Source organism: Hymenobacter miniatus (genome assembly GCF_016427455.1).
GTDB lineage: Bacteria > Bacteroidota > Bacteroidia > Cytophagales > Hymenobacteraceae > Hymenobacter > Hymenobacter armeniacus.
On the sequence record NZ_JAELXR010000001.1, the window covers coordinates 298798 to 319706 of the forward strand.

Genomic DNA, 20909 nt, shown 5'->3' on the forward strand with positions numbered 1-20909 from the left:
ATACAAGCGTAATACTTGTTTGGGACGGGCTTCCATTCTTTTTATATTCTGCTGCCTACAGCTTCTCGTAAATGACAGCCGCGCCCTGGCCCACGCCCACGCACATGGTGGCCAGGCCGTAGCGCATGCCCTCGCCGCGGCGGTGCATCTCGTGCAGCAGCGTGGCCGTGATGCGGGCGCCCGAGCTGCCCAGCGGGTGGCCCAGGGCAATGCTGCCGCCGTTCACGTTCACCTTGGCGGGGTCCAGGCCCAGCTCGCGGATGCAGGCAATGCTCTGGGCCGCGAAGGCTTCGTTGAGCTCAATCAGGTCGATGTCGGCCAGGGTGAGGCCGGCGCGCTGCAGCACTTTTTGGGTGGCCGGAATGGGCCCCAGGCCCATCACCGCGGGGTCGACGCCGGCCACGGCCGAGGCCACCACCCGCGCCAGGGGCTTCAGGTTGTAGCGCTGCAGGGCCTCTTCGCTCACCAGCAGCACGGCCGCCGCGCCGTCGTTGATGCCGGCCGAGTTGCCGGCCGTCACGGTGCCGCCCTCGGGCTGGAAGGCGGGCTTGAGGGTGGCCAGCTTCTCCAGCGAGGAAAAGCGCGGCTGCTCGTCGACATCAAACAGTGCCGTGTCGCCCTTGGGCTGCGGAATGAACACCGGCACAATCTCCTTGCGGAAGCGGCCTTTTTCCAGGGCCCGGGCGTACTTGCGCTGGCTCTCGAAAGCAAACGCGTCCTGCTCTTCGCGGGTGATGCCGTACTGCTTGGCCACGTTTTCGGCCGTCTGGCCCATGGCAAAGGGGTAGTGCATCTTGCTCAGCTTGGGGTTCACGAAGCGCCAGCCCAGCGTGGTGTCGTGGGCCGTGAGCTCGCGCCCGAAGGCCGACTCCGACTTGGCCATCACAAACGGGGCGCGGGTCATGCTCTCGGCGCCACCGGCCAGGTACACGTCGCCCTCGCCGCACTTAATGGCGCGGGCCGCGTCCATGATGCTTTGCAGGCCCGAGGCGCAGAGGCGGTTCACGGTGTTGCCGGGCACCGTGATGGGCAGGCCAGCCAGCAGCGCAGCCATGCGGGCCACGTTGCGGTTGTCTTCGCCGGCTTGGTTGGCGGCGCCAATGATGACGTCCTCCACGGCATTCTTATCAACGGAAGGGTTGCGGCGCATGAGCTCGCGGAGCACGTGGGCGGCCAAATCGTCGGGGCGGACGCTGCTCAGAGCGCCGGCAAATTTTCCAATCGGGGTACGCACCGCGTCCACGACATAAGCAGTTGGCATTACAGGTAACAATAGCGGCGCAAGCGCCGGATGGGACTAAATTTGCGGCCCCGGCACTCGCCCGGACCTTGTTCAACACTACAACAAAGATGATACAAAGAATCCAAAGCGTGTTTTTACTGTTGCTGGCCCTGGCCATGCTCAGCGTATTGGCGTTGCCGCTGTGGCACAAAGTCGACGGCCTCACCCACCAGGAGCTCACGCTCACGGCCTTCGGCTTCCAGGCGCAGGGCCTGCAGCTGCCCGCCAGCACCGGCGCCGTGTGGCTGATTGGCGCTCTGGCCGCCGCTTCGGCTGCCCTGGCCGGCTACGAGATTTTCCAGTTTAAAAACCGCGCCAAGCAATTGCTGCTGGGCTCGCTCAACCTGCTGCTCATCGTGGCCACGCTGGGCGCCATGTTCTACTTCTCCAACAAAGGCGAGCAGCTGCTCAACCTCAAGCTAGAAGGCCAATTCCTGGCCGGCTTCTACCTGCCCACGCTGGCCCTGCTGCTCAACCTGCTGGCCAACCGCTTCATCCGCCGCGACGAGCAACTCGTGCGCAGCATGGACCGCCTGCGCTAGTCTGCTGCACCGCACTAACAAAAAGGCCGCTGTGAATCTCACAGCGGCCTTTTTGTTTGCATTGGAAAACGCTTAGCGTTGCGGCACCGTGCCAATGGCCTGCTGCACATCCTGCACGCTGGCGTCGAAATCGAAGGCGTCGTACACGCGGTAGAAGTTCTGCTGGTCGGCCACGTGCGGGTAGGCATACTTGGCAAATTCGACACGCGAAGCCTCGAACTCGAAGCTGCGCAGCAGGCGCTTCAAATCATCGGCCTGAATGCTGCTTTGGGCCAGTGCCTCTTTGGCCGTGCTCAGCTTGCTGGCTTCAAACGGCCGCTGCTTCACTGACTGCATGATGGCATCCACGTCCTGCGAGGGGAGCACCCGGTAGCTGCTGCTGGCGCTGCCGGGGTAGTAGCCCCCGCCGCCGTTGTTGGGACCGTTCGGGCCGTTGTTGTAGCCGCCGGGTCCGTTGGGGTCGTAGCCGTTGGGGTAGCCATTGCCGCCGCTGGGGTAGTTGTTGCCGCTGCCATTGCCGTTGGGGTCGTAGGGCGTAGGGCTGTTGTAGGCGCCATTGCCGCCATAGCCGGGGCCGTAGTAGCCGCCGCTGTTGTAGCCGCGCCCGCCGCCGTAACCGCCGGGGCCATACAGTGCCACCGCGCCCACTTGCCGCAGGTCGAGGGGCCGGCCGGGCCGCGCTATCAGCACAAACGAGGTTTCGAGGCCCGGTTGCAGCCACACGCGGCTGCGGAAGCGCACCACCCGGCCGTAGCCGGCGGGCAGCGTAAAGTCGGCCCAGTGCTGGCCGGGGGCCAGCCGGTCGACGTGCACCTGCCGGGCGCCGCCGCGCGTCACCAGGCGGCCATCCAGCACCAAGTCAAACGGTACGCCGCGCTCCGAGGCAAAGTTCACGTTGGCCGGCGCAGGCGGATAAGCCAGCGCCGGAGCCACCGCCGAAAAGAAGCTGGCAATGGCGAGGAGTAAGAGCTTTTTCATGGCTTTTGCAGAAAAGAGTCCGCCGTGTAATCGGCGGATGATTCTCTATTTTCAAAAGGTGTGCCATGTTGGACCAGCATTGTGAAGCGAGTAGTGAGAAGCAAGACTACGACACAGTTTCTTGCTTCTCACTGCTCAATTCTCAATAAAAAAAGCCCCCGCAACTGATGCTGCGGGGGCTTTTTTGAAGAAGCAAAACGTTGAGGTTACTTCGCTATTCGCGTCACCTTGAACTCGGTGCGGCGGTTGCGCTGGTACTCGGCTTCGGTCTTGGCATTCGGCACTACCGGGCGGGTTTCGCCGTAGCCTTTGGCCGTGATGCGCGACTTGGCGATGCCTTTGCTCACGATGTACGCCACGGCGGCGTCGGCGCGCTGCTGCGAGAGCTTCATGTTGTAAGCGTCCTTGCCGCGCGAGTCGGTGTGCGAGCTCAGCTCGATGCTGATTTTGGGGTTGTCCACCAGCGTCTGCACCAAGGTGTCGAGGCGGATGGCGGCATCCGGACGGATGTTGTACTTGTTGTAATCGTAGAAAATGTCCTTAACCTCAATGGCTTTGGCCAGAATGATTTTGTTCAGCGTCAGGGTTACGGGCAGCTGAACGTCGTTCGTGAGGTTGGGCAGGGCGTCCTGGCTGGGCTTGCGGCCCACGGTGCTCAGCGAAGTGCGGGCGGTGAAGTCACCGGCGCGCTCGGCGCGGAAGGTGTAGTTGCTCACCGAGTCCAGCTTCACGCTGAACTTGCCGGCGGCGTCGCTGGTCACGGTCTGCGGCTGGCCGTTGGGGCCGGTCACGGTCACGGTAGCGCCGGCCACGGGCAAGGTGGTGTTGGCTTTGTCGTCGCGCTCCAGCACGGTGCCGTCGGCGTAGAAGGTCACCAGCTTGAGCGGCTTCTTCTTGAACATGTACTCGTCGTCCGAGCCCTTGCCACCGGCGCGGTTCGAGCTGAACAGGCCAATGTCGTTGGCCATCGGCACCGGGGCGAAGTCGTCAGCGGTGCTGTTCACGTCGGCGCCGAGGTTCACGGCCTGGCCGCCTTTCACCATGAACAAGTCGAGCTTGCCCAGGCCGGGGCGTCCGTCCGACGCGAAGTACAGCGTGCCGTCGGGGGCCACGCCGGGGAAGTTGTCGTTGCCGGCGGTGTTGATGCTTTCGCCCAGGTTTTCGGCCGGCGAGAAGCGGCCGTTCGGGCCGAGGGTGGCTTTATAGAGGTCGTTGCCGCCCTGGCCGCCTTTGCGGCTCGACGCGAAGTACAGCGTGGTGCCATCCGGCGCGAAAGCCGGCGAGAAGTCGTCGGCCGTGCGGTCGTTGATGTTGGCAAGCACGGGCTCGCTCCAGGTGCCGGCTTTGTTGTAGGAAATCCAGAGGTCGACGCTCAGGTAGCCTTTCTTGCTGCCGTCGTTCGAGCGCGCAAACACCACCGTTTTGCCGTCGGGGGTGAAGGTGGCGCTGGCCTCGTGCTTGTTCTCGGAGTTGAAAGGGCCTTCCAGTTTGCGCACGCTGCCGCCGGTCATGGTGGCGGCGTTGTCGAACTTGATGGCGTAGAGGTCATTGAAGTTTTCGCCGTTGCCGAGGTACTTCTTGCCGTCGCGGCCCGACGTGAATACGAAGTCACCGCCCGAGCCCATCATCGTGCCGCCAAAGTCCGAACCCGCCGAGTTGAGCGCGTCCACCGGCATCACATCGTACTTGTTTTTCACCCCGGCCACGGCTTTGCTGGCGGCGGCGTTTTTGGCTTCGGTTTCGGCGCGGGCGGCCAGGGTGCGGTTGCCGCCGCTGCTGGCGTAGCTGCTGAACTGGGCCGCGGCCTCGTCGTATTTGCCGTTGGCGCGCAGGGCTTCGGCGTAGCGGAAGCCGGCGTCGGCGTTTTTCACCCCACCGTCGAGGGCCGCTTTGTAGAAGGGCTCGGCCAGCTCCACCCGGTTCGACAGGCGGTAGGCTTCGCCGATGCGGAAATTCGAGATGGCCGCATTCTTGCCTTTGGCCACATCGGCCTGGTACAGCGGAATCGCCAGCTCGTACTGACCGCGGGCAAACTGCTTGTCGCCCTTACTCATGGCGCCGCTGCTGGCACAGCCGTTTAGCAATGCCGTAGAACCAGCCGCAGCGCAGATTAATACTAGTTTCCTCATAGGTGGTGTGGTGGAGGGGTGGTGAGGGAGAAGGAGCCGGAAAATTTTCCCGACTAGGCATTTTTGGGTTAGCAATAATACTACGTTTAGGTAGGATTCGCGCAAGACGCTGATTTTTTTCTTCCTAACCAAAGTAGCGGGCCAGCCAGGTTTGGCATGCCGGGCGGGGCCAGCTAGTGCCCAGTTCTCCCTTTGTGGCCACCGTGTTGTCGAAGTAAAAGGTGTCGGGGCCCACCGTGCCGGCGGCCACCGCCGCCTTTATCTCGTTGTGCTTTAATAAGTAAATTTCACCATCCTGCATGAATGCCATTCGGGATTTGTCGAGCAGCTCAATGCCGAGTTCTTGTTCGAGCTGCGCCACGAAGCGCACCGAGGCATCGATGGAGCAGCCGCTGGCGCCGGCCACGCCTTCGTCGAGGCCGATGACCAAAAACTGTTGGTGCAGCACTTCCGCCGACGCCAATAGGCTACGGCCGTGGCTGGTCCATTCTTCCGAAAAGCGGGCCAGGTGAGGCAATAAGGCTACCGTTTCGGGCCCCGAAAGCGGCCGACTGGCTTGGTAAATCCATACTCGTGCCGAAGGAGGCAACTGGTCGAAGGAGACGTACATAGGGGGCGCGGAGTGAGCGGGCAGCAAGAGGGCCGCCCCGCGTTGCCAAAGGTATCAGGCAAACGAACGAGCGGCCCACTTTTGTGCCCACTGCCCAGCGCAAAAACGACGGCAGCCGCGAAAACCTACGCGTTGATGCCTTCGGCCGAAGCCACCAGCTCGGCCAGGTCGAACACCTGCACGGCGTTTTCCTGCTCCTTGTTCTTCACGCCGTCGCTCATCATGGTCATGCAGAAGGGGCAGCTCACGGCAATGATGCTGCCCTGCAGGCTGTGCTGGCTGGGCGCGTCGGTTTCGGTTTCGACGCCGCCTAGGTTTTGCAGGGCCGCAGCCGCGCCGCTTAGCGTGGCCAGGGCTTCCTCGGTGCGCTCGATGTTGATGTCTTTTTTGCCGGGCTCGGGCTCTTTCCACATCTGGGCGCCGCCGGCGCCGCAGCACAGGCCGTTGGCGCGGCTGCGCTTCATCTCCACCAGGTCGGCGTCGAGGGCGGCCAGCACTTCGCGCGGGGCTTCGTAGATGTTGTTGGCGCGGCCCAGGTAGCAGCTGTCGTGGAAAGTGATGCGGCGGCCTTTGAAGCTTTCGCCGCCCGTCACGCCCACCTTGCCCTCGTTGATGAGCTGCTGCAGGTAGGTGCTGTGGTGAATGACCTCGTAATCACCGCCCAAGGCGGGGTATTCGTTCTTGATGGTGTTGAAGCAGTGCGGGCAAGCCGTCACGATTTTCTTGATGCCGTAGCCGTTCATCGTCGTGATGTTCTGCATGGCTTGCATCTGAAACAGGAACTCGTTGCCGGCGCGCTTGGCGGGGTCGCCGGTGCAGCTTTCTTCCAGGCCCAGCACGGCGTATTTCACGCCCACGTGGTCCAGGATGCGTACGAAGGCGCGGGTCACGCGCTTGTACCGGTCATCAAACGCGCCGGCGCAGCCCACCCAGAACAAGATTTCGGGCGACTCGTTGCGGGCCGCCAAATCGGCCATGACGGGAACGGTGATTTGGCGCTTTTCGCCGGCAGCGGGAGTGGTTGGGGACATGGGGAAGGAATTGAAACGTTCGGAGGAACGTCATGCAGAGCGCCGCGAAGCATCTCGCGTGCAAGAGTAATTCAATCGTGAAAACGTCGATAAGTTAGTGGCGGCACGCGAGATGCTTCGCGGCGCTCTGCATGACGTTCTATGCTTGCTACTGACTAAGCTACCGCAGCCTTCGCCGGCTTCTCAGCCGCAAACAAGTCATCGGCCCAGTTGAACCGGTCGGAAGGCGAGAAGGCCCACGGCGCGCCGTTGTTTTCGATGTTAGAGAACATGACGTTGAGCGAGTTCGGCGCGGCCGACTCTTCCAGCACCAGGAAGCGGCGCATCTCAATAATGCTTTCCAGGGGGTTGATGTTCACGGGGCAGCTTTCCACGCAGGCGTTGCAGGTGGTGCAGGCCCACAGTTCCTCGGGCGTCACTTTGCCGCGCAGCAGGGTGGCCTCCATCAGGTCGGTCACGGGCTCGTGCTTAGCCTCGGGGCCGTACTGGTTGGGCCGGAAAATGAGGGGCGACTCGTACTTCTCCTCCATGCGGTCGCGCGTGTCCATGATGATTTTGCGCGGCGAGAGCAGCTTGCCCGTCAGGTTGGCGGGGCACACGGAGGTGCAGCGGCCGCATTCCGTGCAGGAGTAGGCGTTCAGCAGGTTGGTCCAGGGCAGGTCTTCCACGTCCTTGGCGCCGAAGGAGGTGGGGGCCAGGGCCGAGCCGTCGGGTGCGGTGGGGGCGGGCGGCACCACGTAGCTGGGGTCCATCATGGCCTTCACCTCGTGGGTGATGCTTTCCACGTTCGAAAACTGGCCCTGCGGCACCAGCCGCGAGTACCACACGTTCGGAAACGAGATGATGATGTGGAAGTGCTTGGAGCTGGGCAGGTAGTTGAGGAAGAGGAAGATGCCCGTGATGTGGGCCCACCAGCCAATGCGCTCCAGCACGTGCAGCGTGCCGGCATCGGAGGGGAACAAGCCCACGAGCAGGCTGCTGATGGGGAAAGTGCCCGGCATTTCTTCGCCGCGCACCTGGTGCAGCTTCAGGTCGGCGGTGTTCATGAAGAACAGGGCCACCATCAGGATGACTTCGATGTAGAGAATGACGTTGGCGTCGAGCTTGGGCCAGGCGCGCAGCTCCACGCCCGTGAAGCGCTTCACCGGCTGGCTGCGGTTGCGGCGCCACCAGAAGGCGGCCACGGCGAGTATCACCAGCGCGGCCAGGATTTCGTTGGTGGCCATCAGCACGTCGTACACCGGGCCGAGGAACTTGAGGGAGCGGTGGAAACCGAAAATGTTGCCGAACAGGCCGTCGATGACGATTTCAATCACCTCGATGTTAATCACCAGAAAACCCACGTACACCACCAGGTGGAGCAGGGCGGGGGTGAGGCGCTTGAACATTTTCTGCTGCCCGAAGGCCACCAGCATCATTTTGCGGAACCGCTCGGCCGGGTGGCCGCTCATGTCGCGCTCGCGCCCGACATGGATATTGGCCCAGATTTTTCGCACTTGCCAGGCAAACAGGCCGAATGCTGCCACCAGCAGCAGCAGGAAGAGGATGGATTGCAACATGCGGGTAAAGGTAAGGAGACGGGAACGTTTGCGGCCGCAAGATAGTCGGCATGCCGACTACTTTTTAATGGGCGGGCGGGGAGCCAATACTTTTTTTACTCATTTTCTTGCGCCATTGTTTTGGATTCGTACCTTTGCGGTCCCCAAAGCGCCTTCCGGAGCAGCGGGGAAACGGCAACATAGCTCAGTTGGTAGAGCACAGCACTGAAAATGCTGGTGTCGTTGGTTCGATTCCAACTGTTGCCACGAAAAAGGCCCTTAGCGCACTGCTAAGGGCCTTTTTTATTGTGCCTGGGACGGAATCTGGGACAGAACAGGCTGACCGACTCGGAAGCTTGGTTAAAAAGGCTGAAAAAGCCGTTGGTCCTACAGTAGAACCGATACATTTGCCTTGTCGGAGAGAATTAGTTGCCAAACTCCTCTTTTCGGCATTTAGGGTCGTCCTCGTTTCGGGGGCGGCCCTTTTTTGTGGCGGCGAGTTGCCGACTTAGAGGTAGAGTGGAGCCAAGGTGGCTCCAGCTATACTCGAGCTACGCTCCGAGGCCGGCTAGCTGCGCTGGCCTTGGTTGAGGGCGCGGGAAACTTCCTCCTCGGGGAGGTGGGTATAGTGACAGAACTCGGCGACCGACACGTAGGCCCGGGCGGGCTTGTTGAGCTCGGCGCGGATGCGCTGCAGCAGGACCTTGGCCGTGCCGTATTTGGTGCCGGTGAGCTGGGCCACTTCCTTGGGGTGGATGCAAACCTGGGGCATAATGGGGTACAGTTGGGTAAAAGTGGCAGGCTAAGATACAACGGCTAAAACCGGGCGGTAGGTTCGGGAAATGAAGGCCAACTGGTTTGTTTCGAGGGTGGCAGGACTAGGGCTGGCGGGGGCGCTGGCCGTGGGCTGTTTGTCGAGCCAGCAGGAGACGGGCGCGCCGCTGTCGCTGACGGCCCGCGCTGCGCTGGCGGCTGAGGCGGCCCGGGTGGTGCGCGTCATTGATGCCGATACCTACATCATGCTGTCGGGCTCTACGACGTACCGGCTTAGGCTGCTGGGCGTGGATGCGCCGGAGCAGGACCAGGCGTTCGGGCCGCAGGCTGCCGATTCGGTGGCGCGGCTACTGGCGCCGGGGCGGGTGGTGCTGGTGGCGCGGGCCGGGCTGGACCTGTATGGTCGGACGCTGGGCGCGGTGCTGATTCCGACGGCTACCGTGGCTGCTGCAGGCCGCGCGGTGCCGCTGGATTCACTGCTGGTGGTGCGCGGGTGGGCCTGGGCCTTCGACCCTAACCGAACGGTGGCTCAGCGGGCGCAGCAGCAGGTGGCCGCGCAGCGGGCCGGGCGCGGGCTGTGGAAATGCGGCGCGCCCGGGGCAGTACCGCCGAAGCTGTGGCGGTCTTTTAATTCAGAAATCAAGCGGCGCTACCGGGTTGGCTGCACCTGGTAACAAGGCCGCGCAAGTGAAAGCAGCCGGTTTTTTATCTCACTTTTTATTCCCCTTTTCTCATGGCCTCTCAAACTGGCATCCTGGGACTGCAAGGCACCGTGGGTGGCCTTGTGTTCGCCAAAGACGGCTCAGTACGTCAAAAACCTGCTTCCAACAAAGCGGCCTTTGCTAGCTCGGCTAGTCTGGCCCGCACCCGTGAAAATGCGGCTGAATTTGGCTTGTCGGCTAAGTACAGCAAACTGCTGCGCGACTCGCTGCGCGTGGCTATTGCCTCGGCCAGCGACAGCCGTTTGGCCTCGCGCCTAACCAAGGCCATGCGCGCTATCATCGGGCTCGACGACACGAATGACCGGGGCCAGCGCGTGTTCGACTCCTCGAACTCGGCTCCCCTTCTGGGCTTCAACTTCAACATTGGCGCTGGCATTGGTCAGACGATGTACTTCCCTTACGAGGTAACGGGCGCCGGTGCGGATGTGACGATGCACATTCCGGCCTTGAACCCGGCCAGCGACATTGCGGCTCCGCAGGGCGCTACCCACTTCGAGGTGGTGTTTGCGGTTTCGGACCTGGACATGGAGATGCTGACCTACACCAACGGTGTGGTGGCGGCTCCGCTGGGCATCCTGCCGCTGAATGGTGCGCCGCTGGTGAACCAGTCGCTGGTGGCCACCTTCCCGGCCGCCCCGGCCGACGCCAACCTGGTGGTGGGCGTGGTGGGCATCAACTTCTACCAGCAGATTAATGGCAAGTTCTACCCGCTGAACAACAACAGCACGAACCCCTTGGCCATTGAGTACGTGGCCTAAGCTGCGGCAGTGACGCACGAAACGGCCGGCCTAACGGCTGGCCGTTTCCTTTTTCTTCTAAGCTTTTAACCCTCAATAATCATGGCACTTACGGCCTATCAAACCCAATTCAAACGGCGCATGAAGCGCGCTATTAAGCTCCGCGCCAAAGCTGACGCGAAGGCTCGGCGATACACGCAATTGCTGTCGGATGCCATCGGGGCAGCAGAGGACGCGGCCACGCAGATGAATGCGCTGAACCAGATTTATAATGTGGACGTGAGCACCTATACGCTGCTTACGCAGGCGCTGCACGCCAATAGCGGGCAGGAAGTGCTGGAGGACCATCTGGCGCAGAGTGCGCCCGGTGAGGAAGCGGTAATCTTCAACCAAGTGCCGGATGGCAACGGTGGACAAGAACTGCCCGCCAACCCGCTGTTTGGCGAGGTGGGGGCGAGTACTCCGATTCTGTCGCCTCCGCAGGTTGACGTGCTGCAGGCGTAACGGTAAACTGCTCTGAAATGAAAAGCCCCGCTTGCAATGCGCAGGCGGGGCTTTTCATTAGGCTACTGCCGATTTAATCAAATAGGCATCGAGTGGTGTCTCCTCCACCTATCGGCATTCCGCCTAACGAGAAGATGTATTTGTAATATGACTTCGAATAGTTGAAATCATGACGTACATGTAACTGATGCCAAGGGGACTTCAATTCACCCATAATGCCAAAAAAATAGGCCGTTGTCTTTTCTATAAAGTCAAGAATGGATTCGTAAAAATGAGTTAAAGCCTCGCTCAAGTCTACCCCATTAAGCTTTGGCTCAACAATAGTTGGGCTAGCTGCGCCGGCTAAAAGAGTGAACTTGTCTAAGCGGAATAACTCGTGCTCAATGGCGCCTCTTATTTTGTTGAAATCACCCAAAAAGGCGCCATTCGCTCGGCCCATAAGGTTAATTATTGGCAAGTAGCGGCTGTCCGTAAGGTTGCCATATTCAGCGGTGATGGTTGTAAATTTCTTCTCATTACAGAAATAGAATCGTTTAAATGAAAACCCATTTGCTTCGTCCTCCAATAAACCAGAGTTAGCAAAAGACATTAAGGTTACCTTACCCCTGATAAAGAAGTCCTTCACCAGATTTCGAATCCGTATTTCAAGGCTCCTGTCGAATCGTGAGCTTCCGCGTGCGTCCACTGTGTAGAAGGTACCATTATTTACTCCGATGCGGAATGCTTCTATCAAAGCAATCAACTCCTCATGGATATCGTAAAAGTTGATTATTTCAGGCATCACAGCTGAAAAGAATTCCCCCGCACGCCTATCGAATTCAGCACCGCAAAAAGATGAGCTGGCTAAATCTTTAGGCTGTAAAAAGAACCTCATCCAAGTGCCTTTCTCAGAACCATGATGACTCAGTGTTTCTGAGTGTAAGACGAGGTCGCTCATTTAGATAGAATTAATACAGGTCGTTTTCAGCCCACAGCATTACACGAAGTGGACAAATGTAGGCGTAGGGTTTATCGAAGTTTATAATCTTTTCACAGGCATTCAATTGATTCCTATACAAATTTTGGGACACGAATAGCATAATGGCGCAGCAGGGTGCTGTACTTCTTGCGGCCCTGTTCGAAGAGGCCGGGAATGTCGAACAGCTCGACCTGCCAGACGGCGTAGGGTGCCTTCTTCTGAACGCCGATGATGGTGAAGCGGGTGGCTCCGAGCACGTCGGCGTAGAAGGCGGCCTGGCGGTCGTAGTCGTACTGCTCGATGGTGGCGCAGAAGCCGGCGTAGTCGCGGGCGCTGGTGGTTTTGAAGTCGACCAGGCCCACCTTGCCGATGCGGGGGCTGACGTGGAGCAGGTCGGGGCGGATTTTGACGGGCACGCCGGTGGCCGCGTGGGTGGCGGTGTGCGTTTGCTCGGCCTGGCCGCGAAACAGCAGGTCGCGGCAGTAGCGCTGGCGGCGCACGGCGGCGGCCAGGGTTTCGACCAGGGGCCAGTCGCAGCGCTCGGCGGTGCGGGCGTAGTGCTGGGGCTCGAGGGTGGCGGTGTGGAAGTGGCTGCCGAAAGTAAGGGCCACGGGGTTGGGCGTGTTGGGCTTGCCCAATAGCTCGGCTTTGAGGTTGGAGAGGTCGGTGTTGGAGGCATGAGGGAGGGCGCGGTGCTGGGCCTGGGTGAGCTCGGGGTGGGGCTGGACGTTGGTAAACATGGGATTGGGAGGGATTTATTGGTGGCGGTCGAGGACGCAGGCCAGGCGCTGGGACTCGTCGGCGCGGTGCAGCCAGATGTGGGAGCCGCCGCAGCCTACTTCGTAGGCCGGCTCGGGGAAGAGCTGGCGCACGGCGGGGGCCAGGTCGCGCAGGTCGGGAAGCGGGGCGGTGGTGGCGAGCAGCTGGGCCAGCTCGGTGAAGCGGGCGGTTTCTTCGGGCGTACTGGTGGGCAGCTCTTGGCGGAGTTCGGGGAGTTGGAGCATGAGGGAGGAAGGTTTGGCTGGCCCACCCATCGCAGAGCGCAACGGGCGGGCTGCCGGTGAATGATTAGGCGGCTTGGTTGAGGCCTTCCTTTGGGTCAGATTCCTGTTCCAGGCGGGGCTGCTCTTCGGCCTGGGGCACGGTGTAGCCGTGCTGCTGGCGGATGTCAGCGAGGCCGGTGTAGGTTTCGGCGCGCCAGATGGGGAAGTCGCGGGCGAAGTCGCGGCGCGCAGCTACCTCGGCGGGGTCGGCGGCTTCGTAGCTGAACTGGGCGATGTAGTAGGTGGCCTTCTTGCCTTCCTTTGTCGTCTCCTTCTTCTCGGCCTGCACCTTCACTACCACGTCGGCCAGGGTAAGGTCGTCGTAGAACAGCGGCTCGATGAGGCGGTAGAGGTTTTCGACGCTGTAGCCGTGGAAGAGCACGGCGCAGACGGCGCCCTTGTCGTCGGTGAAGTAGAGCTCGGCCCACGTCTTGCGGCCCATGTTCAGAATGTCGTCGCTGAAAATGCGCCAGGCCAGCGGGATGAAACGCAGCGACTGGCCGAGGGGCGTGGTGCCGTTGATGTTGAACTGGCCGGCCTTGGCGTCGAAGCGGATTTGGCGGGGATGGCCGGGCAGGTAGCGGAACGGGTTGCTCCAGGTTTCTTCGCCGGTGCTTTCATCCACGCCGGCGACGAGGTAGGCCGGGCGGGTGGTGGGGGTGAGCGTCAGGTCAGAAACCTGAGCGGCGGGTGCAGCCTTTGCGGCGGCGGTTTTGGGGGTTGTGGCGGTTGCCATAATGTGGAAGGGGTTGGGAAGTGAAAAAAGCGGGGCCAGTTAACTGCGTTGACCTGCGGTTGGCGGCCGGCCCCTGCGCCGTATTTGGGGTTGTGGTTAGCGGAATTGCTTGTCGTGGCAGACGATGGCGCGGCCTACGATGGAGTCCTGACCCCGCGCTTCGGGCTGGTGGTGATACCAGAGGTAGGTGGCCAGCAGGTTGAGGTAGGCCGGGTGGCGGAACTTCCCCTCGTCGTCGATGATGAGAATCAGCTCGGGCGAGAGGCGCACCACGTCGACGGTGCGGCAATCGAGCATGGCGTATAGCTCGGCCAGCTTGAAGCTCTTGCCGTTGGCGGGGCTGACCGGCTGCGGCGTGGCGCTGTGTGGGTCGAGCAAGTGGGGTTGATAAGGGGGAGTAGCGGTTTTGGGCATGTTGTGGGCTGGCTAGGTTAGAAGATTGGGAAGGCGTGGGCGCTGTCGTGGAAGAGCTGGACGGCGGCAGCTATGGCCTCGAATGGCGTGGCGCCGGTGCCGCGGAAGTGGGCCACCACGGCCCCGGTGTGGGGGCTGGGCACGTCGAACTGGCAATTGAAGCGGCGGCCCTGGGCGAAGGCGTAGCCGGTGAAATGGGCACCGGGCACGGGAAAGCAGGCGGCGGCAACCTGGGCAAGGCTGGGGGCGATGGTGGCGGGCATGGCGGGGGCTGATGGCTACTGAATGGGGGTGCCGTACTTGGCGGCGTAGGCGGCGCGGGCGGCTCTTTCGGCAGCGGCCCGGGGCGTGGCATGGTAGGCAGCAGCAGCGGCGGCATAAGCGGCGCGGGCGGCCTGACGGTGACGAGCAGCAGCCAGCAAGCGGCGGAAGCGGTTGGGACTAAAGTCATTGTCCCGCACTTCCCACAAAGCCCGGTCGGCGTAGTATTTCACTGACTGTGCGCGGGCCAGCACCTCGTAGGGGGTGAGCTGGGCCGTGGCCAGTGGTGCCGCCCCCACGGCGGGGGCGGCAATGGCGGGGGCGCACGGACTAAGCAGCATGAGCGACTAGCTGGGCAGCGGGAACGTAGCAGCAGCGGCACTGGCCTAGCGCGTCGCGCCCCTCCTGGCAAACCACGCATACTATCTCGGGCGCCGGCAGCTGCAGCTGAGCCGGTGCGCCGCTAAGGGCCTGCTCTGCGGCCGACACCATGCGGGCGGCGTGGCCCTGGGCCCCCTCGGCCAGCAGGGCCAGCCCGGCGGCTTGCTCCTGGGCGGCCTGCGCGTAGTGCGCCACGGCGGCGGTGATGGCCGCAAACGGGCAGGAAAGGCCACAAGAAAAATAAGTAACCCACCCGTGCTCCGTGCCAGCTTGCGCGACGAAATAGTGAACCCCGTACTGCGTGTGGGTGATGCTGCCCGTGATGCTGACGTGGACGCCAGCGGAATGGAGGGCGGGGCCGCACCAAGCGGCGGCGGCTAACTCTGCAAACTGAAAGTGGGTGAACATGGCCTGTAGGTGTGAGGCGTGAGACAGCAGGCAGGGCCTTTCCCTTGTGCTTGTACAAATATACGCACAAAAGAGTAAAAAGATACACACAATGGTAAGAAAAAAGCGAGAAATATGTAGAAAAATACACAAATAGTGCGTACCTTTAAAACATGGAAAAAGACAAAAAGACAGTGGCAGTGGTAGGCAGCCGGGGCGTGGCCAGCTGCCCCGCGCTGCTGGCCCGACTGGCAGAATTGGCCCCGGCACAGCTGGTGAGCGGCGGCGCTACCGGCGTGGACAGCCTGGCGGCCGACTGGGCCCGGGCCAACGGGGTGCCGGTGCGCGAGCTGCGGCCGGACTATGCCACCCACGGGGCGAGTGCGCCGCACGTGCGCAATGCCGAAGTGGTGGCAGCGGCTGACCTGGTGCTGGTGGTGTGGGACGGGGCCAGCCGGGGCACGCTAAGCGCCGCCCGGGCAGCGGCCCGACTGGGGCGACCCTGCGAGTGGCTGCTGGCGCCCGCACCTGGGGCGGGGCCAGTGCTGGGCGGCCTGGGCCTGTAGCCTGCCCGCTGCGGCGGCCCTGCCAGCCCCGACCCTACCAAACAGCTAGATGCTTTTCTCGGCGGCGCGGAGCCCGCCAATGGGCGCGTAGCGGGCCTTGTGAGGGTGGAACCCGAGGCCATGCAGAGCGGAGCGGCGCATATCACAGGGGTTTGGGGGCCGCCCCAATGAAACGCGCCCGGAGGGCACCGCATTTAGGCAGCTGTTGCTGTTGAGCCTATGGCCGCTGATGCCGCTTTTAGCCGCGGGCTGCCGTTTTTCGGTGGGTGGGGAGAGGCTGGCTGACTTTAGGGAAGCGGGCCGGGGCGGCGGGTTTCGGTAGCGGCGACTGGCCGACTGTTGGGAGGCTGGGCGGCGCGTGGGGCGAGGTTGCGCCAGGCTCAGGAGAAACCGTTGGAGGCGGGGAGGAAGAGGCCGGCACGGCGTGGCGACGACCGGAAGCCGGCGGAATGGAGCGCAGGCGCAGCAACGTGGAGCCGGAGCGTAATGCAGCCGGTCTAGAGGGAGGAGAGGCGACGGGCGGGCCGGGGTGTGGGTTGCGGTAGCGACGGCTGGCCGACCGGAGTGAGTGGAGCCCTGCGAAGCATAGTGAGCGAGGAGCGCAGGCACTAAGCGACGAGCGAACGTAGCGAAGCGTGGGCGGAACGAATGGAGGGCGGCGAGGCGGCGCGTGGGCCGGTGTTTCGGCAGCCTCAGGGAGTCGCGGGAGGGTTGCGTGAGGGATGGGAGCCAAGCGAGCGAAGGGAGCTGACCGCAGGGCCGCAGCGAAGCGGAGTGGCGCATGGCCCGACCCCGGAACGACCAGCGGGAGTGCAGGGGGTACGCCCTGAATAGTGCAATATGCTGGGGATTGGTTAGGCTGTATCGGAAGGCCTTGCTTGTGCGTATATTTGTACAAACAGCATTCAAATTCTACAAAGCCCTTGCCTTATGTTATTCAGCAGCTCAAAACTTGGTCATATTGGCCAGATACTCAGTACCGGCGCGGTCTGGGAGATTGGAACGTCGGCCTTTACGCCACCCACGGCGAATGAAATTGAGACGTTTGTGCACGTCGTTATTCAGGTGGTGGTGGGCATTGTGACGGTGGTGGCCACGGTGCGCAAGATGCTGCAAAAGCCGGAGTCGGTGGTGAAGCTGCCGGCGGTGGGCGTGGTTGCTTCTCCTGCTCCTGTTGAGCAGCCGGCGCCTGCTGCTACTCCTTCGACCGATGCAGCCGAATAAGTTGAAAGCTGCGCCCGTGGTTCGGGTGGTGCCGGTGCTGGGCTCGGTAGGGGCCAAGGTGCAGGCGGCGCGGCTGGCGCAGGCGGTACCGAGCTTGCGGGCGGCGTATGAGCAGGCGTTGGCCCGCTGGGTGGGCGACCCGGTGCTGCGGCTGGCTGGGCTGCCCATCGTGACGGAATGCTACCGGAGCCCGGAGCGTCAGGATGAGCTTTATAAGCAGGGGCGCAGCAAACCGGGGCCTATCGTGACTTACAAGCGTGGGGGCGAATCGAACCACAATAAGCTGCCGGCGCCAGCGCTGGACGTGGCGTTTCTGCTGGCCGATGGGGAGGTGTCGTGGTCGGGGTTGCTGCTGAGCAAGTTTGCACGGCTGATGAAGGCGGCCGATGCGCGGGTGCATTGGGGCGGCGACTGGCCGGGGTTTAAGGACCGGCCGCATTTTGAGGTGTAGGGCTAGACTAAATTGGAATAGTTAAGAAGTTAAAAAAAACAGGCCTGCTTGTACAGGCCTGTTTTTTTGCAGTGAACTGGAGAATTAAACTTCAACTTCCAAATTGGCTACGCTCAATCGTTCGTAGATAGGAACGCCAGCCAAAGAAGTTATTGAGACTACGAAGGCATAAGGCACATCTTCTCCGCTCTTCTTATCCCAACCCTCATGACCTGTAACAGCAAATAGCAGGCGTTCCCGATACAATTTGAATCCTTCAACAACCGTCCAATCTTTCTGAAGGGTACTGCCCAATCTGCTCACAGTATGAGAGATGACACCGCGGTTAACGGCAGCACCAATCTCCCATTGAACAGTATCTGGGGTCGAACCATCATTCACTTCAGAATCCCTTAAATCTGAGTCTGGAGCAAGCGTAACGTCTACCGTGGCTAAGAAACTTGATAAAGACTGACCTAAGTCTGCCATTTGCCATTTCAACCTAGTAGAAACGTATTTGGACATTGTCTGCCGTGTACGTCGCGGCCGAGCAGCATAAGCTAAAGTGACTTCTATACGGTAAAGAGTGTCATCTGCTAACCCATTCAGCCGGTCAAGTTGAACTTCGTAAATGTGAGCATTGCTCTTAGCCAAACGCCCTTCCTTTATAAATGTGATTCGGGAATCTGTGTTTTCAAGGCATTTCGACTTGTCGGGAACACCATAACCAAGGGTTCTTAAATGAAACAGCTTGGTTTCGTAAGGGTCTGAGTCAAGTGCCGCAGGCCATTGCGCTGATTGCACTATAAGGGCCCTGTAAAGCTGAGTTGAATAAGATGGAAAAGCAGCAGCTAGTGCTGCTGCAATGTGTGCAACTTTCGGAGCAGCGAAGGAGGTCCCAACAGCCTTACGAGTAACAATGGGCAGCCCGTACATGGTAGAAGTGACCAGCTCAGGGCTTACATCATCGTGCGGTGTTAAATCGCCAGATATACTTAGGGCAAAATCCCCCCCGTACTCGACAACATCTGGTTTTATCATGTTCCACATACCTAAACCCGTGCGGGAGAATGCCGAAGGCATATTCCGCTCACCAAATGAGGTATGCGTTGAGGAGGAAAGTCTATCAGTGCACACTGACCCAACGGTCAGTGCCTGACAGCTTTGAGCAGGGTTGCCTATTCGACAAGACGCCTCCGCAAGATAAATGGGGTATGGACGCCCTGCATCCATATGCTGTTTGATACCGAGCCGGAAAGAAAGTGGGTCATTTGAACTCACGTTACCAGCACTCGTTATAAAAAGCACGTCATTTTCGAAACTCAATTTGTCGATTTCGGCAGCCCACGCTGACATATGTGTTGTCAAACATGGTTTTTGGCTTTGAACGGACAAATTGAACAGTCTAGTCCCCGAGTAATCCGACACAATTTTCCTCATAAGAGCAGGAGGAAAAAGTCGCTGATTCATCACATTGCCCCTATTAAGAATGCGAGCGTTCTGCAACCAAGCAATTGGCTGGACGGTAGTGCCATCTGCGGGAATATCGGAGGAGTAGAGCACCGCGCCTGCAACTCTTGTTCCATGCCCACCGGTGCGCACCAAATCGGCCACCGCGGTTGCTGATTCTCCTGGGACGTAATTTCTAGATGCGGAATGCTCTACTGCAGCTCCTAAAAGTGGGTGCCTTGTCTGCATACCACTGTCTATCACACAAACCCTAGGTGCGTTAGGCGAAGGAGGCACAACAGTGACAGATACTTCTCCAAAAGATGCATCTTCCCTTTCTATCAATTCAGCACCAAGGTCATACTCGACAATGGCGAAAACGTGAGGCACAAAGACTAATTGTTTCAGGCAAACACCAGAAACCTTGAGTTTATAAGTTACAGTATCATTTTGGTCTATTTGGCTAATTTCCTCGCCCTCATATTTTTTGACTAACCTTTCTAGTTCAGCTACGCAAGCGTCTTTATGCTTAAACCAAGCTTCCGCTTCCTTTTGCCAAGCATTTTCTTGCCTTTTAGTAGCCTCTTCGGGTTTCCGAGGAAAAGGCTTGTCTAAGGAAACGTCTACTTCAATCCAAATTTCACGTTCATCTTCAATCGTGCCCCAGCGCCCTAATAATTGTTCATCTTTTACAATACTGTCTATACTAGCGCCACGGGATGAAATGTCCCACACGTAGGCCATCTGCTTTACCCCGGCCATACTGCCGCTAATCATGGTGTTTAGCTTGGCCCGTAGTTTAGGGTAGTCTGCGGACGTAGCTACCCCAAGTATGTATCCTCCCGGTTCAACCGCCACTACATCAATCCCCCACCCTCGAAGTGTATCCTCTTCGAGCATATTAGGGTCAATTTGCAGGTACAACGGCACATAGCTTAGTGCAGCTGAACCAGTAGCATCGCCGTCATTGTACTCTTCGAGATATGTAATCCAGTCTCTGCTAACTTGTTCGATTTTTGCCTTGAGGTCCCGGCCATGGTCGGGCATTCGCTGCAGGTTAATCTTAGAGAGTTCTTGGGGCTTTCGTCCCCCGCCCCCCGAATATTTATAAGTTCCAGGATAAGCCTGTACAAATTGCAGATGCGGGAATTCGGGCATAAGAACTACTGGTTCTCAATGGTAGACAACTCAAGCAAGGCTTGCTCTAGATGCTTTATAGTTACTTCTTTATGCAAAGACATCACACATAGTTTTGCGGCATCTTGTGCAATTTTAACAGTTTGGGCAGCAGAGAAACCTATTAATTGTTGGGAGAAGCTGGGAATATTGAGCGTTTTACTAACAGGCAAAGCACCTAGGGTATTTCGCAGTAGCTGGGCAATTTCCATCACACCCGGGCGCGGTATTTCTAGAACTTCATCAAAACGGCGAAAAACCGCTTTGTCAAGTGAGTTTTCTAGATTGGTCGTTGCCACTAACAGACCTGGTGCTTGGTACTCCTCTAAAAGGAAAAGTAGCATATTGACCAAACGAAACATTTCGCCTACATCTTGACCATAGGTGCGGGACTTGGCAATAAAGTCACACTCATCAAGTAGCAATACACAAGGTTGCTGCTGAGTAGCATCGAAAATGGAACGCAGGTTGCTCGCAGACTCTCCTAAATAGGAAGAAACGAGGGTGTCAAATTGCACCTTGAAAAATGGCAACCCAATATTCCAAGCCAACCGCTCTGCTCCCATGCTCTTGCCGCAACCCGGAGGCCCATACAACAAAACTTTGCGACGAGGTACAAGTCCATATTCAGCAAGCCGGTCTCGGCTTACATATTCTCGCTCTACCCTATTAAATCTTTTTTCTACCTGCTCCGGCAAAATCATATGGTGCCTCAACTCATCGCGAGGTACCTCCTTCAGCAATGGCTGTTGATGCCGCCGGCTAACAGGAAGTTCCGCAAGTTGCCCTATCGCGGTGGAACGACGAGCGGAAATGGTATTATCTCTGGGCGAAGCAGCTTGGTTCTGCTCTGCAGCGTGGAGTAAGCCCTCCAGCTCCATTACAAGAAGTAAATGCCCTTTTTTCCTTTCCTCATCCACGATTCCTCTAGCCACGCTAACTAGCTCAGGACTAGGGCGCAGCTGAATAGAACGAAAGAGACGTTTCAGTGTATCTGATTTCACGATGTATACAGCTTATTAGCTATTCGGAAACAG

The 20909-nt window shown here is 59.6% G+C and carries 24 protein-coding genes and 1 tRNA gene; 8 read left to right on the top strand and 17 right to left on the bottom strand.

Annotated elements, in window-relative coordinates; translation table 11 throughout:
* Positions 1-55 precede the first annotated feature (55 nt).
* On the bottom strand, positions 56-1261 hold the full coding sequence (locus JAO73_RS01305; protein WP_198975362.1) for a thiolase family protein: 1206 nt from the start codon (positions 1259-1261) through the stop codon (positions 56-58).
* 89 nt (positions 1262-1350) lie between these two features.
* On the opposite strand from JAO73_RS01305, the gene JAO73_RS01310 reads away from it, so the two are divergent.
* On the top strand, positions 1351-1824 hold the full coding sequence (locus JAO73_RS01310; RefSeq protein ID WP_198975363.1) for a DUF4293 family protein: 474 nt from the start codon (positions 1351-1353) through the stop codon (positions 1822-1824).
* Positions 1825-1896: 72 nt separating this feature from the next.
* On the opposite strand, the gene JAO73_RS01315 is transcribed toward JAO73_RS01310, so the two are convergent.
* The 5 genes from JAO73_RS01315 to JAO73_RS01335 all read right to left on the bottom strand — a co-directional run bounded on the left by JAO73_RS01315 (position 1897) and on the right by JAO73_RS01335 (position 8131).
* Entirely contained in the window at positions 1897-2802 is a 906-nt protein-coding gene (locus tag JAO73_RS01315; RefSeq protein WP_198975364.1) for a proline and serine-rich protein 1 family protein, read from the bottom strand.
* A gap of 206 nt (positions 2803-3008) precedes the next feature.
* Positions 3009-4931, bottom strand: a complete 1923-nt coding sequence (locus JAO73_RS01320) for a CHU_0125 family OmpA-like outer membrane integrity protein (RefSeq protein ID WP_502213693.1) — start codon at positions 4929-4931, stop codon at positions 3009-3011.
* Positions 4932-5055: 124 nt separating this feature from the next.
* The gene (locus JAO73_RS01325) at positions 5056-5541 is read right to left on the bottom strand and encodes a hypothetical protein (RefSeq protein WP_198975365.1); all 486 of its coding nucleotides are present in this window, start codon (positions 5539-5541) and stop codon (positions 5056-5058) included.
* Positions 5542-5666: 125 nt separating this feature from the next.
* A complete protein-coding gene (locus JAO73_RS01330) occupies positions 5667-6518 on the bottom strand; it encodes a (Fe-S)-binding protein (protein WP_190927139.1) in 852 nt (283 codons plus the stop codon).
* Between the two features lie 209 nt (positions 6519-6727).
* A complete protein-coding gene (locus tag JAO73_RS01335) occupies positions 6728-8131 on the bottom strand; it encodes a 4Fe-4S dicluster domain-containing protein (protein ID WP_198975366.1) in 1404 nt (467 codons plus the stop codon).
* Between the two features lie 173 nt (positions 8132-8304).
* Between JAO73_RS01335 and JAO73_RS01340 the strand changes: the two genes are divergently transcribed.
* Positions 8305-8377 (top strand) — tRNA-Phe (locus JAO73_RS01340).
* Between the two features lie 301 nt (positions 8378-8678).
* Here JAO73_RS01340 and JAO73_RS01345 read toward each other — a convergent pair.
* Positions 8679-8882 carry a hypothetical protein gene (locus JAO73_RS01345; protein WP_198975367.1) on the bottom strand — a complete coding sequence of 68 codons (204 nt, stop codon included), beginning with the start codon at positions 8880-8882 and terminating at the stop codon, positions 8679-8681.
* A gap of 97 nt (positions 8883-8979) precedes the next feature.
* Here JAO73_RS01345 and JAO73_RS01350 point away from each other — a divergent pair, with 97 nt between their 5' ends.
* From JAO73_RS01350 to JAO73_RS01360, 3 genes are all read left to right on the top strand, one after another.
* Entirely contained in the window at positions 8980-9558 is a 579-nt protein-coding gene (locus tag JAO73_RS01350) for a thermonuclease family protein (RefSeq protein ID WP_317191183.1), read from the top strand.
* Between the two features lie 59 nt (positions 9559-9617).
* The gene (locus tag JAO73_RS01355; protein ID WP_198975368.1) at positions 9618-10364 is read left to right on the top strand and encodes a hypothetical protein; all 747 of its coding nucleotides are present in this window, start codon (positions 9618-9620) and stop codon (positions 10362-10364) included.
* Positions 10365-10445: 81 nt separating this feature from the next.
* Complete coding sequence (locus tag JAO73_RS01360) at positions 10446-10847, top strand: hypothetical protein (RefSeq protein ID WP_198975369.1); 402 nt, start codon at positions 10446-10448, stop codon at positions 10845-10847.
* A 73-nt stretch (positions 10848-10920) separates the two neighbouring features.
* Here JAO73_RS01360 and JAO73_RS01365 read toward each other — a convergent pair whose 3' ends face one another.
* The 8 genes from JAO73_RS01365 to JAO73_RS01400 form a co-directional block, all read right to left on the bottom strand.
* The gene (locus tag JAO73_RS01365) at positions 10921-11784 is read right to left on the bottom strand and encodes a hypothetical protein (RefSeq protein WP_198975370.1); all 864 of its coding nucleotides are present in this window, start codon (positions 11782-11784) and stop codon (positions 10921-10923) included.
* Between the two features lie 113 nt (positions 11785-11897).
* Positions 11898-12545, bottom strand: a complete 648-nt coding sequence (locus JAO73_RS01370) for a PD-(D/E)XK nuclease-like domain-containing protein (RefSeq protein ID WP_198975371.1) — start codon at positions 12543-12545, stop codon at positions 11898-11900.
* Positions 12546-12560: 15 nt separating this feature from the next.
* A complete protein-coding gene (locus JAO73_RS01375; RefSeq protein ID WP_198975372.1) occupies positions 12561-12809 on the bottom strand; it encodes a hypothetical protein in 249 nt (82 codons plus the stop codon).
* A gap of 64 nt (positions 12810-12873) precedes the next feature.
* Positions 12874-13584, bottom strand: a complete 711-nt coding sequence (locus JAO73_RS01380) for a hypothetical protein (protein WP_198975373.1) — start codon at positions 13582-13584, stop codon at positions 12874-12876.
* Positions 13585-13680: 96 nt separating this feature from the next.
* Entirely contained in the window at positions 13681-13998 is a 318-nt protein-coding gene (locus tag JAO73_RS01385; protein ID WP_198975374.1) for a DUF3846 domain-containing protein, read from the bottom strand.
* 17 nt (positions 13999-14015) lie between these two features.
* On the bottom strand, positions 14016-14261 hold the full coding sequence (locus JAO73_RS01390; RefSeq protein WP_198975375.1) for a hypothetical protein: 246 nt from the start codon (positions 14259-14261) through the stop codon (positions 14016-14018).
* A 15-nt stretch (positions 14262-14276) separates the two neighbouring features.
* Positions 14277-14600 (bottom strand): hypothetical protein, encoded by a 324-nt coding sequence (locus tag JAO73_RS01395; RefSeq protein ID WP_198975376.1) that lies wholly within the window; start codon positions 14598-14600, stop codon positions 14277-14279.
* Positions 14590-15048, bottom strand: coding sequence for a hypothetical protein (locus tag JAO73_RS01400; protein WP_198975377.1), 459 nt, complete (start codon positions 15046-15048; stop codon positions 14590-14592). Before JAO73_RS01400 ends, JAO73_RS01395 begins: the two co-directional genes overlap by 11 nt.
* A gap of 152 nt (positions 15049-15200) precedes the next feature.
* On the opposite strand from JAO73_RS01400, the gene JAO73_RS01405 reads away from it, so the two are divergent.
* From JAO73_RS01405 to JAO73_RS01415, 3 genes are all read left to right on the top strand, one after another.
* Positions 15201-15593: an SLOG family protein gene (locus tag JAO73_RS01405; protein ID WP_198975378.1), complete on the top strand. Its 393-nt coding sequence runs from the start codon at positions 15201-15203 to the stop codon at positions 15591-15593.
* Between the two features lie 1047 nt (positions 15594-16640).
* Positions 16641-16817 carry a hypothetical protein gene (locus tag JAO73_RS01410; protein WP_198975379.1) on the top strand — a complete coding sequence of 59 codons (177 nt, stop codon included), beginning with the start codon at positions 16641-16643 and terminating at the stop codon, positions 16815-16817.
* Positions 16804-17268: a M15 family metallopeptidase gene (locus JAO73_RS01415; protein ID WP_198975380.1), complete on the top strand. Its 465-nt coding sequence runs from the start codon at positions 16804-16806 to the stop codon at positions 17266-17268. Before JAO73_RS01410 ends, JAO73_RS01415 begins: the two co-directional genes overlap by 14 nt.
* 84 nt (positions 17269-17352) lie before the next feature.
* Here JAO73_RS01415 and JAO73_RS01420 read toward each other — a convergent pair whose 3' ends face one another.
* Both JAO73_RS01420 and JAO73_RS01425 read right to left on the bottom strand, forming a co-directional pair.
* A complete protein-coding gene (locus JAO73_RS01420) occupies positions 17353-19743 on the bottom strand; it encodes a S8 family peptidase (protein ID WP_198975381.1) in 2391 nt (796 codons plus the stop codon).
* A gap of 116 nt (positions 19744-19859) precedes the next feature.
* Positions 19860-20876, bottom strand: a complete 1017-nt coding sequence (locus tag JAO73_RS01425; protein WP_198975382.1) for an AAA family ATPase — start codon at positions 20874-20876, stop codon at positions 19860-19862.
* Positions 20877-20909 lie beyond the last annotated feature (33 nt).